Genomic DNA, 13,859 nt, shown 5'->3' on the forward strand with positions numbered 1-13,859 from the left:
GAGCAAGATCTTGCGTACACTCCTGCAAGCCCTTCCATTCTCTGAAACCCCTTGCTAACGTCCCCGCAACACGCGAGAGCAGCGGCGCAGCACATCGGGCGCCGGTTTGGCAAGAAATTTACAGAGGTTTCCAGGCGGGTCGCCCTTCCCCCGGCGGGCCGCCATGACGACAGGAGTACCGATGCGCATCCGTACCGCGGGTGTGGTCGCCGTCCTCGGCCTGGCGCTCGCCGCCTCCGGCTGCGGCAGCGACAGCAGCGACGAGCCGGCCGCGAAGGAATCCACCAAGGCCGCCGCCGGCGGCAAGCTGGTGATCTGGGCCGACGACAAGCGCACCGCCGCCCTCAAGCCGTTCGCCGAGAAGTTCGGCCAGGAGAACGGCGTCACGGTCGAGGTCCAGGCCGTCTCCAAGGACCTCCAGACCAACTTCGTCACCGCCTCGCAGCAGGGCAGCGGCCCGGACGTCGTGGTCGGCGCGCACGACTGGATCGGCAACCTCGTCCAGAACGGCGCCATCGACCCGGTGCAGCTCGCCGCCGAGCAGAAGAGCGGCTTCAACGAGACCGCCGTCAAGGCCGTGACCTTCAACGGCCAGCTCTACGGCGTGCCCTACGCCATGGAGAACCTGGCGCTGATCCGCAACACCGAGCTGGCCCCCGAGGCGCCGAAGACGATCGAGGACCTGGTCGCCGCCGGCAAGAAGCTCAAGGCCGAGAAGAAGGCCAGCGAGATCCTCTGCCTCCAGTCCGGCCAGAACGGCGACGCGTACCACATCTACCCGCTCTACACCTCCGGTGGCGGGTACCTCTTCGGCACCGCCGCCAACGGCGACTACGACCCGAAGGACCTGGGCGTCGGCAAGCCGGAGTCGATCGAGGCGTTCAAGAAGATCGCCGCGCTCGGTGAGAAGGGCGAGGGCGCGCTCAAGCGTTCCATCACCCCCGAGAACTCGATCGCCACCTTCACCGGCAAGAAGTGCGCCTTCCTGGTCTCCGGCCCGTGGGCCGTCGCGGACGCCAAGAAGGCCAACATCAAGTACGACATCTCCCCGGTCCCCGGCTTCGCCGGTGGCAAGGAGGCTCAGCCGTTCGTGGGCGTCCAGGCGTTCTACGTGGCGTCGAAGGGCAAGAACAAGGCCCTGGCCCAGGAGTTCGTGGCCAACCACGTCACCACCCCCGACCTGGCCGTGGCGCTCTACAACGCCGAGCCCCGTCCGCCGGCGCTGACCGCCGCGCTGGACCAGGTCAAGGGCACCGACCCGGACCTGGCCAAGTTCCAGGAGGCCGGCAAGAACGGTCAGGTGCTCCCGGCGATCCCCGCCATGGCCACCATCTGGGACCCGTTCGGTAAGGCCGAGGCCGCCATCATCGGCGGCGCCGACCCGACCAAGACGATCACCGCGGCCGGCAAGACCATCTCCGGCCAGATCAAGTAATGAGCACGTCGCTGTCCGGCCCGGGACCTGCCACACAGGACCCGGGCCGGGAGCCCGTCGGCTCCGGGCTCCCGCGCCCGTCCCGCACCGCGCGGCACCACGCGCCGATCACCGCGACCGGTCTGCTCGTCAAGGTGATCCTGCTCGGCCTGACCGCCGGGATCGCGATCTGGGCGGCCTTCCCGCTCGTCGAGGCGGAGAAGTGGATCGGGCTGGCAGTCCTGGCCGCCACCACCGCCGGGCTGTTCTACCTCTACCTGACCCGGCGGCACATCCCGGCGAAGTACCTGGTCCCCGGCACGCTCTTCCTGATCGCGTTCCAGGTGGTCCCGGTGCTCTACACGGCGAGCACCGCCTTCACGAACTTCGGCGACGGTCACCGCGGCACCAAGGACGAGGCCGTCGTCGCCATCCAGACCGCCTCGGTCAAGCAGGTGCCCGGCTCCACCGAGTACGCCCTGTCGATCGCCACCAAGGGCGACCCGGCGACCGGGCCGCTCGTCTTCCTGGTCTCCGACCCGGCCACCGGCGTGGTCTCGGCCGGCGACAGCGGGGGGCTGCGCCAGCTCGACGCCGGCCAGGTCACCGTCGCGCCCGGCGGCAAGGTCACCGCCGCCGAGGGCTACACCGTGCTCAACTTCGGTCAGGCCAGCGCGCGCAGCCAGGAGATCACCGACCTGGTGGTGCCGACCGCCGGGGGCGCGGTGCGCTCCGCCGGCCTGTCCCGCGCCTACGAGGGCAAGGCGGTCCGGGCGTACGACGCCGGCTGCGACTGCATCCGGGACACCGAGACCGGCCGGACCTGGACGGCGGACGAGGAGACCGGCGCCTTCGTCGCCGCCGACGGCGAGCGGCTGGCCCAGGGCTGGAAGGTCACCGTCGGGCTCAAGAACTTCTCCCGGGTGCTCACCGACCCGGCCATCTCCGGGCCGTTCTTCGGCACCCTGCTGTGGAACTTCGCCTTCGCGATCGGCTCGACCGGCGGCACGTTCCTCCTGGGCATGTTCATCGCCCTGGCGCTGCACTCGCCCCGGATGCGGGGCACCAACCTCTACCGGGTCCTGCTGATCCTGCCGTACGCCATGCCGTCCTTCGCGATGCTGCTGGTCTGGCGGGACATGTTCAACACGGACTTCGGCCTGATCAACAACCTGTTCGGGATCGGGGTGGACTGGTTCGGCCAGGAGTGGTCGGCCCGGATCGCGGTGATCCTGGTGCAGCTCTGGCTGGGCTACCCGTACATGTTCCTGGTCGCCACGGGCGCGTTGCAGGCCATTCCGAAGGAGTTGACCGAGGCGACGTCGGTCGACGGCGCGTCGCCCTGGCAGTCGTTCCGGTCGGTCACCCTGCCGCTGCTGCTGGTCGCGCTCTCCCCGCTGCTGATCGCGTCGTTCGCGTACAACTTCAACAACTTCAACGCGATCTACCTGACCACCGAGGGTGGCCCCTTCCCGGCGGACAACCCGACCGCGGGGGCGACCGACCTGCTCATCACGTACACCTACCGGCTGGCCTTCGGCGCCCAGGGAGCCCAGTTCGGCCTGGCGGCCGCGGTGTCGATCTTCATCTTCACCATCGTCGCGGTGGTCTCGGCGGTGAGCTTCCGGCGCACCCGCAAGCAGGAGGAGGTGTACTCGTGACCTCGCTGCACGGCACTTCGGTCGCGGGCGGCGGCACCGGCGCCGCCCCGGCCGCCAACCGCAACGCGGGCCGGGGCCGCAACCGGTGGTTCGCCCGGGTCGGCTGGCGCCATCTCGTCGGCGTGCTGGCGGTCGCGTTCAGCCTCTTCCCGATCCTGTTCGTGCTCTCGGCCGCGCTCAACCCGCTCGGCACGCTCTCCTCGACCGAGCTGGTGCCGACCGGCGCGTCCTTCGACAACTTCGTGGACCTGTTCGACCGCACGGCGTTCGGGTGGTGGTTCCTCAACTCGCTGCTGATCGCCGGGGTGGCCTCGTTCGCGTCGGTCTTCCTGTCGGCGCTGGCGGCGTACGCCTTCTCGCGGATGCGGTTCTCCGGGCGGCGCGTCGGGCTGCTGTCGCTCCTGCTGATCCAGATGTTCCCGCAGTTCCTGGCGATCGTGGCGATCTTCCTGATCTTCACCACGATCACCGACCTGTGGCCGGCGATCGGCTTCAACACGCCGTGGGGGCTGCTGCTGCTCTACCTGGGCGGCGCGCTCGGCGTGAACACCTGGCTGATGAAGGGCTTCTTCGACACGCTCCCCCGGGAACTGGACGAGTCGGCCACGATGGACGGCGCCACGCACGCCCAGGTCTTCTTCCGGATCATGCTGCCGCTGGTGGCGCCGATCCTGGCGGTGACCGGCCTGCTCGCCTTCATCGGCACCATCAACGAGTTCCTGATGGCGAACGTCTTCCTGACCAACAGCGAGTCCAAGACCCTCGCGGTCGGCATGTTCGGTCTGGTGGCCGGGGAGCGGAACAACAACTTCGGCATCTTCGCGGCGGGCACCCTGCTCACCGCCATTCCCACGGTGCTGGTCTTCCAACTGGTCCAGCGCTACATCGTCTCCGGCCTCACCGCCGGAGCTGTCAAAGGCTGAGCCTCCTCGGCTCACCGCTGCGGCAAGGGCGTCGGCGTCCGACGTACACCGGAGCAGTCGCGGGTCGACCGCCGCGGTCGGGAAACCGGCCGCGGCGGGTGGCCCCTTTCTCTCCCCGTCCGATCGACGCGAAAGGCACCGCCATGTCCCTGTTGCCGCACCACGACGGATCCGCCCTGTACGTCCCCGAGCAGGAGCCCTCGCTCGGCGACACCGTCGACGTCTTCGTCCGGGTGCCGGCCGGCGCCGACGTCCGTCAGGTGCACGTGCGCACCACCGGCGACGGTGAACCCCGGTTCACCGAGGCGGTCGTCGACCGCACCGACGGCGACGACGTCTGGTGGCGGGTCCCGGTCGAGGCCCGCAACCCGGTCAGCAACTACCGGTTCATGCTCACCGGCCGCCGCGGCTACCGCTGGCTGAACGCCGCCGGCGTGGCGCACCACGACGTGCCGGACAACGGTGACTTCAAGCTGGTCACCCACGCCCCGCCGCCGGCCTGGGCCCGGGACGCGGTGATCTACCAGATCTTCCCGGACCGGTTCGCCCGCTCCGCCGCCGCCGACGGGCGCGACCTGCCGGACTGGGCGATCCCGTGCGACTGGGACACCCCGGTGATCGGGCGCGGCCCGGAGACCCCCTACCAGTTCTACGGCGGCGACCTGGACGGCGTCACCGGGCGGCTGGACCACCTGGACCGGCTCGGCGTGAACACCGTCTACCTGACGCCGATCTTCCCGGCCCGCTCCAACCACCGCTACGACGCGTCCAGCTTCGACACCGTCGATCCGCTGCTCGGCGGGAACGCCGCGCTGGCCCGGCTCGCCGACGCCGTACGCGCCCGCGGCTGGCGGCTGCTCGGCGACATCACCAGCAACCACACCGGCGACGCGCACGAGTGGTTCACCCGGGCTGCCTCGGACGTGTCCGCGCCGGAGCGGGAGCTGTACTACTTCGACGAGGTCACCGGAGACTACGAGTCCTGGAACGGGGTCAAGTCGCTGCCGAAGCTGAACTGGGGCAGCGCCGAGCTGCGCCGGCGCTTCGCGACCGCCGAGGACTCGCTGCTGCGCCGCTGGCTGCGCCCGCCGTACGGGCTGGACGGCTGGCGGGTGGACGTGGCGAACATGACCGGGCGGCGGGGCGCCGACGCGTACACCCACGAGGTGGCGGCGCTGCTGCGCCGGGTGGTCGCCGAGACCCGCGCCGACGGCCTGCTGCTGGCCGAGCACGGCCACGACCACACCGGCGACCTGGACCGTGACGGCTGGCACGGGACGATGAACTACGTCGGCTTCACCGACCCCGTCTGGTCCTGGCTGCGGCACGGCGACGACCCGCTGCCGAACTTCCTCGGCACCCCGGGCGGCGTGCTGCGGCGGGACGCCGAGGCCGTGCTGGCCACCATGAACGCCTACCGGTCGCTGGTCTCGTGGCGGTCGTACGCGCACTCGTGGCAGCTGCTCGGCTCGCACGACTCGGCCCGGATCCGCACCGTGGTCGGCGACGCCGCGCGGCAGGAGGTCGCCGCCGGTCTGCTCGCCACGATGCCGGGCACCCCGGTGATCTTCGCCGGCGACGAGCTGGGCCTGACCGGCACCAACGGGGAGGGCTCCCGGACCCCGATGCCGTGGCACCGGCCCGAGACCTGGGACGAGTCGACGTTCGCCGGCTACCGGGCGCTGGTCGCGTTGCGCCGCGCCGAGCCCGCGCTGCGCCACGGCGGCCTGCGCTGGCTGCACCACGACGCGGACACCCTGGTCTTCCTGCGGGAGGCGGCGACCGGCACCGTGCTGGTGCTGGCCCGCCGGGCCGCCGGCGCTCCGGTCCGGCTGGGCGGGCTGCGGGCGGCGGAGAACGTCTACGGCGGCGCCCCCGCCCTCCGCCCCGACCCGGACGGCACGGTCACCCTGCCCGCCGACGGCCCCACCTTCCAGGCCTGGCGTCTCCCCTGACCCGGGGCCGCCCGCGCCGCCCTGCCCCGTGCGCGCCGCCGGGGCGGGGTGGGGTGGGGTAGGGGTCGGTCAGGGGGCGAGGAGGGCGCGGACGCCGGCGAGGTAGGTGGCGCGGTCCGGGCGGCCGGTGAGGAGCCGCTGGAGGAACCAGCCGATGACCAGGGCGAAGAGGCCGGCGGCGACCGCCTTCGGGTCGGCGTCGGCGGCCACCTCGCCGGTGCCCTGGGCGCGCCGGACGAGCGCCTCGAAGTGGCGGCGGATGCCGTCGTACTTGTCGGCCACGAACTCGGCCAGCACCGGGTCCCGCTGTGCCTCGCCCCAGACCTGGATCGCGATCCGCAGGGTGCCGTCGTCGCCGGTCTGCGTCTCCACGTACGCCAGCGTGCGGTCGAGCGCCTCGACCAGGGGGAGCGGTGGCTCCCGCTGGAGCAGGTCGTCGAGGACGACTTCGGCGCCGCCGACCGCCTCCTCGGCGATCGCGTTGATCAGATCCGCCTTGCTCGGGAAGTAGCGGTAGACGGCGCCCACGCTGAGACCGGCCTCGGCGATCACGTCCTGCATCGTCGTGCGGTGGAAGCCCTCCCGCAGGAAGCACCGGCGGGCCGCGTCGACGATCTGGCGGCGGCGGGCGGCGAGGTGTTCCGGGGAGACGCGGGGCACGGGACACATCGTAAATCGAACGTTCGTTCTTGACAGTCGCGCACCACGGGGGCAGCCTGGAGTCATAAAAGAATGAGCGTTCGTTTTAGGAGGCTCCATGTCGACCCGCACCCCGCCGCCCCTGCCGGCCGCCCTCGGTGTCGCCGCCTTGGCGGCGGTCCTGCTGGCGCTGCTCGTACCCCTCTTCGCGGCTCCGGCCACCAACCTGGCGCCGCGCGACCTGCCCGTGGCAGTCGCGGGCCCGGCGCCCGCCACCGGCGACCTCGCCGCCCGGCTCGCCGCCGCGCGGCCGGGAGCCTTCGACGTGACCACCCTCCCGGACGCTGCGGCAGCCGACCGGGCCCTGCGCGACCGACAGGTGTACGCGGCCTTCGTCGCCGGCCCCGAGGGCGTCTCCCTGCACACCGCGCCGGCCGCCAGTCCGACGGTCGCCGCGCTGCTCACCGAGGCGGCGGCTCAGCTCTCCGCCGGCCACCCGGTGCCGGTGGTCGAGGTAGTGCCCGCCGACCCGGACGATCCTCGGGGCGCCGGATTCGCGGCCGGCTTCCTGCCGTTCGCGATGGCGAGCGTGCTGGCCGGCGCGCTGCTGACCCTCGCCGTCGCCAACCGGGTCGCCCGGCTGCTCGGCCTGGTGGTCTTCGCCGTCCTCGCCGGAGGTGTCGGCGCGGCCGTGCTGCACGGTTGGCTCGGCGTGCTCGACGGCGACCCGCTCGCCGAGGCGGCGGCGGTCGGGCTCTTCGCGTTGGCCGGCGCGGCCACGGTGGCGGGGCTCGGGGCGCTGCTCGGCCGGCCGGGCCTCGGCCTGGGCGCACTGCTGGTCTTCCTGGTCGGCAACCCGCTCTCGGCGGTCAGCGCGGCACCCGAGCTGCTGCCGCAGCCGTGGGGCGCGGTCGGTCAGTTCCTGCCGGTGGGCGCCGGCGGCACCCTGCTGCGCTCGGTGGCCTTCTTCGACGGCGCCGGGTCCGCCCGGTCGCTCGCCGTCCTGGCCGGGTACGCGCTGGCCGGGCTGGTGCTGGTCCTGGTGGGACGCCGGCCCTCCGGCGCCACCGCGGCCGGGTCGCCGCGCCCGGCCGCCGCCGGGTCGCCGCGCCCGGTCGGCCCCCGGGCGGTGGCTGACACGCCCTGAACCGCCCCGCTACTACGATCCGTCGTTGGTGGGGGAGGATGTGCGCGTGGAAGCTCTCAGACTGATACTGCGCTACGTCCATCTGATCGGTTTCGCCCTGCTGCTCGGCGGCGCGATCGTCCAATACATCAGCGGAAAGCTGCGGATCAACCCGGCCATGCTCTGGGGGTCCGTGATCATGCTGGTGACCGGCATCGGTCTCTCCGCGCCGCTGCGCGACGGTAACGAGCCGGACCCGGCCAAACTTGTTACCAAGTTGGTGCTCGCCCTACTGATCTTCGTCATGGTCTTCTTTTCCCGAAAGCGCGACGTGGTCAACCGCGGCCACTTCCTTGCGATCGTCGGGTTGACCCTGGTCAACGCGGCGGTGGCGGTTTTCTGGCGGTAACGTTTCCGCCAGGGGCCGACCAGGAAAATCGGGCGTTTCCGCGACGTCCCGGCGCCCACCTACCAGCACTCAGAGTGATCTGCCCCACCTAAGGGTTACGTAGGGGTAACAAGCGCTCAACGTTCGTGCACGATTGTCGGCCGGTGGGTGGGCGCGGGCGTACGCTCCCGTCCGTAACGTGGGACGCCGGCGGCGCAGCGCAGCCGGCTCATAGGGCTGCCACCGTGCAGGACGCGGTGTGCAATGGGAAGGAGACGTCTTGCGCTCGGTGCGTGGGATGCGGATTGCCTCGGTCTTCGCGGTGGGTGGGCTCGTGCTGAGCGCCGCCGCGTGCGGTGAGGCTCCCGACGACAGCAACAACGCCGGCAGCGGCGACAAGAAGTACAGCGCCTGCATGGTGACCGACGTCGGCGGCATCGACGACAAGTCGTTCAACACCTCGGCGTGGCAGGGCCTCGAGGCGGCCAAGAAGGCCAACGACAACATCGACATCAAGTACGTCGCGTCGAAGGCCGAGGCCGACTACGAGGTCAACCTGACCCAGTACGTCAACCAGAAGTGCGACTTCATCCTGGCCGTCGGCGGCCTGATGGGTGACGCCACCTCCAAGATCGCCAAGGCGAACCCGAACCAGCAGTTCGGCATCGTCGACGCGAAGCTGCCGGAGAGCAACGTCTTCCCGATGCAGTTCGACACCGCGCAGGCCGGCTTCCTCGCCGGTTACCTGGCCGCCGGCATGACCAAGAGCGGCACGGTGGGCACCTACGGCGGCCTGCCGATCCCGCCGGTCACCATCTTCATGGACGGCTACGTCGACGGCGTCGCCCACTACAACAAGACGAAGAGCAAGACCGTCAAGGTCGTCGGCTGGGACAAGGCCGCCCAGAAGGGCTCCTTCACCAACGACTTCGTCAAGCAGGACGAGGGCAAGAAGGTCAGCGACGCGCTGTTCGCCCAGGGCGCCGACATCATCATGCCGGTCGCCGGCGGCTCGGGCCTCGGCACCACCGGCGCGGCCAAGGCGTCGGGCGGCAAGTACAACACCATCTGGGTGGACGTCGACGGCTGCGAGAGCACCCCGGACTGCTCGGCCATCATCACCACGGTCGAGAAGAACATCCCGGAGGCCGTCAAGGAGGCCGTCGTCAAGGCCGCCAACGGCGAGAAGCTCTCGCACGACCCGGGCTACCTGGGCAACCTCGCCAACAACGGCGTCGGGCTCGCCCCGTACCACGAGTTCGACAGCAAGGTCCCGGCCGAGCTGAAGGCGGAGATCGACAAGCTGAAGGCGGACATCGCCGCCGGCACCGTCACCGTCACCTCCGCAGCCCAGCCGAAGTGAAGCACCGCCGGCCCACCCCGGTGAGACGATCACCGGGGTAGGGCCGGCGAGCGGTACAGCACGACGTCCGGCCGTCCCGGCGTCGCGGGGAACCCCCACGGCGCCGGGGCGGCCGATCCGCTCCACCCCCGACGACGGCCCTGCGCCGCGAGCGGTCCCCCGGCAGCTACGCTGCACCATCGCTTCGCACTCCAGGAGGTTGCGCTGAGACTCGAACTGCGCGGCATCACCAAGCGGTTCGGTGATCTGGTCGCCAACGACCACATCGACCTGACGGTGGAGCCTGGAGAGATCCACGCCCTGCTCGGCGAGAACGGCGCGGGCAAGTCGACCCTGATGAACGTGCTCTACGGGCTCTACCAGCCCGACGAGGGCGAGATCCTGGTCGACGGCGAGCCGTTGAAGCTGCGGGGGCCGTCCGACGCGATCGCGGCGGGGATCGGCATGGTGCACCAGCACTTCATGCTGGTGCCGGTCTTCACCGTCGCCGAGAACATCATGCTCGGCGCCGAGCAGGTCAGGGGCGGCATCGCCGGCTTTCTGGACCGGCGGCGGGCCCGGCGCGAGGTCGCCGAGGTCTCGGAGCGCTACAACCTGCGGGTCGACCCGGACGCGGTGATCGAGGACCTGCCGGTCGGCATCCAGCAGCGGGTGGAGATCGTCAAGGCGCTCACCCGCGACGTCGACCTGCTCATCCTCGACGAGCCGACGGCGGTGCTCACCCCGCAGGAGACCGAGGAACTGCTCACCGTCATGCGGTCGCTCAAGGCCGCCGGCAAGTCGATCGTCTTCATCACGCACAAGCTGGGCGAGGTCAAGGCGATCGCCGACCGGATCACCGTCATCCGGCGCGGGAAGACCGTCGGCACCGCCTCGCCCGAGGCCAGCCGGGACGAGTTGGCCGCGCTCATGGTCGGCCGCAGCGTCCGGCTCACCGTGGAGAAGGAGCCGGCCACCCCCGGCAAGCCGATCCTGGAGGTCGCCGGCCTGGTCGTCGACGACGACCGGCAGATCCGGGCGGTCGACGGGATCGACCTGACCGTACGCGCGGGCGAGGTGCTCGGGGTGGCGGGCGTGCAGGGCAACGGCCAGACCGAGCTGATCGAGGCGATCATGGGGCTGCGCCCGACGCTCGCCGGCACGATCACGCTCGACGGGCAGCAGGTCAACGGCTGGTCGACCAAGAAGGTGCTCCGCGCCGGCGTCGGCTACGTGCCGGAGGACCGCAGCGTCGATGGCGTGGTCAAGGAGTTCTCCGTCGCGGAGAACCTGGTGCTCGACATCTACGACCGGCCGCCCTTCGGCAAGGGCCTGGCGCTCAAGCCGGACGCCATCGCGAAGTCGGCGAAGGAGCGGATCGCGCAGTTCGACGTCCGCACCTCCTCGGCCGACGCGCCGGTCGGCACCCTCTCCGGCGGCAACCAGCAGAAGGTGATCGTGGCCCGGGAGCTGTCCCGGCCGCTGAAGCTCTTCATCGCCGCCCAGCCGACCCGCGGCGTCGACGTCGGGTCCATCGAGTTCATCCACAGCCGGGTCATCCGCGAGCGGGACGTCGGCACCGCGGTCATGGTGGTCTCCAGCGAACTCGACGAGGTGATCGGCCTGGCCGACCGGATCGCCGTGATGTACCGCGGCCGGATCATCGGCATCGTCGGCCCGGACACCCCGCGCGAGGAGATCGGCCTGCTGATGGCCGGCATCACCCCCGACGCGGCGGCCGACGGCGCGGCGGCCCCCGCCGCCGAGGGCCCTGGTAGCGAGGACAAGGCATGACGAACCCGAACCCCCCGTCGGGCTCCCCGGACAAGGAGCCGGCGACCGAGGGGCAGGCCGCGCAGACCGCGCTCGGCAACACCGAGCGCGCCGAGGCGGCCACCTCCCCGAAGCAGCCGGCCCCGGAGGCGAAGCCCTCGCTGGGGCGGCTGTTCCTGGACAACCTCTGGGCGGCCAACACCTTCACGGTGACCCTGCTGTCGCTGGTCCTGGCGATGCTCGTCGGCGCCGTGCTGATGGTCGTCTCCGACCCCGAGGTGCTGGCCACCTACAGCTACATCACCGCCCGGCCGTCCGACGCGCTCAACGCGAGCTGGACGCTGGTCAGCGAGGCGTACGGCAACCTGTTCAAGGGCGCCGTCTTCGACCCCGAGGCGGTCGGCTTCCAGGCCGTGATGAGCCCGATCTCCGAGACGCTCACCTACACCGCGCCGCTGGTCTTCACCGGCCTGTCGGTGGCGCTGGCGTTCCGGGGCGGCCTGTTCAACATCGGCGCCCAGGGCCAGGCCACGATGGGCGTGATCCTGGCCGCGCTGGCCGGCTTCCTGCTGCCGCTGCCGCCCGGCCTGCACCTGCTCGTCGCGGTGCTCGCCGGTGCGCTCGGCGGGGCGATCTGGGGCTTCATCCCGGGCATCCTCAAGGCGCGCGCCGGCGCCCACGAGGTGATCAACACGATCATGCTCAACTACATCGCCACGTACTTCCTGACCTGGATCATCGTGCAGAACGGCATCCAGGACCCGAACCGTACGGACGCGATCAGCCGGCCGGTCGACCCGTCGGCCCAGCTGCCCCGGCTGCTCGGCGACGGGCTACGGGTGCACGCCGGCATCATCCTGGCGGTGCTGGCCACCTGGGCCGTCTGGTGGCTGCTGAACCGCTCCACGCTCGGCTTCGAGCTGCGCGCGGTGGGCGCCAACCCGGACGCCGCGCGGACCGCCGGCATCAGCGTCACCCGGACGTACGTCCTGATCATGGTCTTCGCCGGGATCCTGGCCGGCCTCGGCGGCTCGAACATGGTGCTCGGCACCACCGCCAGCGCGCTGACCCCGCTGGTGGTCGCGCAGATCGGCTTCGACGGCATCCTGGTGGCGCTGCTCGGCCGGGTGAAGCCGTGGGGCGTGGCGCTGGCCGCGCTGCTCTTCGGCGCCCTCCAGGCCGGCGGCAACCGGATGCAGTCGTACTCGGGGATCTCGCTGGAGCTGGTCACCGTGCTCCAGGCGCTGATCGTCATCTTCATCGCCGCGCCGGCCCTGGTGAAGGCGATCTTCCAGCTCCGGGCCGCCCGTGCCGCCCGGTTGCAGACGAGCCTGGCGAAGGGCTGGTAACTCATGTCCACCATGGCTGTCGAAGACGTCGCCGTCGCCCCCGTCGACCTGGGATTCTGGACCCGCACCCGCAAGGTCGGCGCCGTGCTGCTCGGGCTCGGCCTGCTGGCGACGGTGCTGTTCGGGGCACTCGCCACCGGCGAGCAGGCCCGGTTCACCCTCAGCGAGGACGCCGCCGGCGCCGCGCTGAAGATCGACGGCACGCTCGGCGCGATTCTCTTCGGAATCGTCGCGGTGGCCGCGGGCGTCGCGATGCTCGCCGGGCTGCCGAAGCGCTGGTTCACCCTCGTGCTCGGCGTCGGCCTGGTCGGCTTCGTGCTGTCGTTCCTCTGCTGGCAGGTCTCGGCCGCGCCGAACGGGCAGAACTTCATGCCGCTGGTCAACATCGTCCGGGGCACGTTCTTCCTGGCCCTGCCGCTGATCTTCGGCGCGCTGGCCGGCGTGCTCTGCGAGCGCTCCGGCGTGGTCAACGTGGCCATCGAGGGGCAGTTGCTGATGGGCGCCTTCAGCGGCGCGCTGTTCGGCAGCCTCTCCGGCAACGTCTGGGTGGGCCTGGTCGCGGCGGCGCTCGGCGGCGCGTTCATCTCGCTGCTGCTGGCCGTCTTCTCGATCCGCTACCTGGTCGACCAGGTGGTCATGGGCATCGTGCTCAACCTGCTGGCGGTCGGCGTCACCGGCTTCCTCTACGAGCGGCTGATGCAGACCAACGCGCAGAAGTACAACAGCGCGCCCCGGTTCAGCAACTGGGAGATCCCGCTGTTGTCGGACATCCCGCTGATCGGGCCGGCGCTGTTCCGGGGCAACATCTTCCTCTACCTCGGCCTGCTGCTCGTGCTGGTTATCCACATCGCACTGTTCCGCACCCGGTGGGGCCTGCGGACCCGCTCGGTCGGCGAGCACCCGACCGCCGCCGACACGCTGGGCGTCCGGGTGCTCGGGCTGCGCTACCGCAACGTGCTGCTCGCCGGGGTGGTCGCCGGCATCGGCGGCGCCTCGTACACGCTGGCGCTCTACTCGTTCACCAAGAACATGATCGGCGGCAAGGGCTTCATCGCCCTGGCCGCGCTGATCTTCGGCCGGTGGAGCCCGACGGGAGCGCTGCTCGCGGCGCTCTTCTTCGGCTTCGCCGACCAGCTCGCCACCTACCTGGGCGCGATCAACAGCGCCATCCCGAGCCAGTTCCTGGCCATGCTGCCCTACCTGGCGACGATCCTCGCGGTGGCCGGTCTGGTCGGCCGGGTCCGGGCGCCGGCCGCCGACGGCAAGCCGTACATCAAGGGCTGACGGGG

Annotated in this window: 11 protein-coding genes; 10 read left to right on the forward strand and 1 reads right to left on the reverse strand. The window is 71.1% G+C overall.

Annotation, left to right across the window (positions count from 1 at the left end):
- Positions 1-181: 181 nt before the first annotated feature.
- From ACZ6Q9_RS09440 to ACZ6Q9_RS09455, 4 genes are all read left to right on the forward strand, one after another.
- Positions 182-1,435 (forward strand): sugar ABC transporter substrate-binding protein, encoded by a 1,254-nt coding sequence (locus ACZ6Q9_RS09440; RefSeq protein ID WP_393258376.1) that lies wholly within the window; start codon positions 182-184, stop codon positions 1,433-1,435.
- Positions 1,435-3,075 (forward strand): ABC transporter permease subunit, encoded by a 1,641-nt coding sequence (locus tag ACZ6Q9_RS09445; RefSeq protein WP_396829033.1) that lies wholly within the window; start codon positions 1,435-1,437, stop codon positions 3,073-3,075. Before ACZ6Q9_RS09440 ends, ACZ6Q9_RS09445 begins: the two co-directional genes overlap by 1 nt.
- A 5-nt stretch (positions 3,076-3,080) precedes the next feature.
- Positions 3,081-3,998, forward strand: a complete 918-nt coding sequence (locus ACZ6Q9_RS09450) for a sugar ABC transporter permease (RefSeq protein ID WP_393259195.1) — start codon at positions 3,081-3,083, stop codon at positions 3,996-3,998.
- Positions 3,999-4,141: 143 nt separating this feature from the next.
- On the forward strand, positions 4,142-5,953 hold the full coding sequence (locus ACZ6Q9_RS09455) for a glycoside hydrolase family 13 protein (RefSeq protein ID WP_393258382.1): 1,812 nt from the start codon (positions 4,142-4,144) through the stop codon (positions 5,951-5,953).
- Between the two features lie 69 nt (positions 5,954-6,022).
- On the opposite strand, the gene ACZ6Q9_RS09460 is transcribed toward ACZ6Q9_RS09455, so the two are convergent.
- Positions 6,023-6,622, reverse strand: a complete 600-nt coding sequence (locus ACZ6Q9_RS09460) for a TetR/AcrR family transcriptional regulator (RefSeq protein ID WP_393258384.1) — start codon at positions 6,620-6,622, stop codon at positions 6,023-6,025.
- 88 nt (positions 6,623-6,710) lie between these two features.
- Between ACZ6Q9_RS09460 and ACZ6Q9_RS09465 the strand changes: the two genes are divergently transcribed.
- The 6 genes from ACZ6Q9_RS09465 to ACZ6Q9_RS09490 all read left to right on the forward strand — a co-directional run bounded on the left by ACZ6Q9_RS09465 (position 6,711) and on the right by ACZ6Q9_RS09490 (position 13,854).
- Positions 6,711-7,739, forward strand: coding sequence for a hypothetical protein (locus tag ACZ6Q9_RS09465; RefSeq protein ID WP_396829031.1), 1,029 nt, complete (start codon positions 6,711-6,713; stop codon positions 7,737-7,739).
- 46 nt (positions 7,740-7,785) lie between these two features.
- Entirely contained in the window at positions 7,786-8,127 is a 342-nt protein-coding gene (locus ACZ6Q9_RS09470) for a hypothetical protein (protein ID WP_393453664.1), read from the forward strand.
- Positions 8,128-8,404: 277 nt separating this feature from the next.
- Complete coding sequence (locus tag ACZ6Q9_RS09475; RefSeq protein WP_393452867.1) at positions 8,405-9,469, forward strand: BMP family lipoprotein; 1,065 nt, start codon at positions 8,405-8,407, stop codon at positions 9,467-9,469.
- Between the two features lie 264 nt (positions 9,470-9,733).
- Positions 9,734-11,242 carry an ABC transporter ATP-binding protein gene (locus tag ACZ6Q9_RS09480; RefSeq protein ID WP_466021399.1) on the forward strand — a complete coding sequence of 503 codons (1,509 nt, stop codon included), beginning with the start codon at positions 9,734-9,736 and terminating at the stop codon, positions 11,240-11,242.
- Complete coding sequence (locus tag ACZ6Q9_RS09485) at positions 11,239-12,570, forward strand: ABC transporter permease (RefSeq protein ID WP_393452864.1); 1,332 nt, start codon at positions 11,239-11,241, stop codon at positions 12,568-12,570. Before ACZ6Q9_RS09480 ends, ACZ6Q9_RS09485 begins: the two co-directional genes overlap by 4 nt.
- Before the next feature lie 3 nt (positions 12,571-12,573).
- The gene (locus ACZ6Q9_RS09490) at positions 12,574-13,854 is read left to right on the forward strand and encodes an ABC transporter permease (RefSeq protein ID WP_393302551.1); all 1,281 of its coding nucleotides are present in this window, start codon (positions 12,574-12,576) and stop codon (positions 13,852-13,854) included.
- Positions 13,855-13,859: the final 5 nt, after the last annotated feature.

Source organism: Micromonospora sp. NPDC049139 (genome assembly GCF_055586845.1).

Coding starts and splice junctions, on each gene's coding strand:
- ACZ6Q9_RS09490 (WP_393302551.1), top strand. CDS start 12,574: ATGTCCACCATGGCTGTCGAAGACGTCGCCGTCGCCCCCGTCGACCTG.
- ACZ6Q9_RS09475 (WP_393452867.1), top strand. CDS start 8,405: ATGCGGATTGCCTCGGTCTTCGCGGTGGGTGGGCTCGTGCTGAGCGCC.
- ACZ6Q9_RS09440 (WP_393258376.1), top strand. CDS start 182: ATGCGCATCCGTACCGCGGGTGTGGTCGCCGTCCTCGGCCTGGCGCTC.
- ACZ6Q9_RS09485 (WP_393452864.1), top strand. CDS start 11,239: ATGACGAACCCGAACCCCCCGTCGGGCTCCCCGGACAAGGAGCCGGCG.
- ACZ6Q9_RS09460 (WP_393258384.1), bottom strand. CDS start 6,622: ATGTGTCCCGTGCCCCGCGTCTCCCCGGAACACCTCGCCGCCCGCCGC.
- ACZ6Q9_RS09455 (WP_393258382.1), top strand. CDS start 4,142: ATGTCCCTGTTGCCGCACCACGACGGATCCGCCCTGTACGTCCCCGAG.
- ACZ6Q9_RS09445 (WP_396829033.1), top strand. CDS start 1,435: ATGAGCACGTCGCTGTCCGGCCCGGGACCTGCCACACAGGACCCGGGC.
- ACZ6Q9_RS09465 (WP_396829031.1), top strand. CDS start 6,711: ATGTCGACCCGCACCCCGCCGCCCCTGCCGGCCGCCCTCGGTGTCGCC.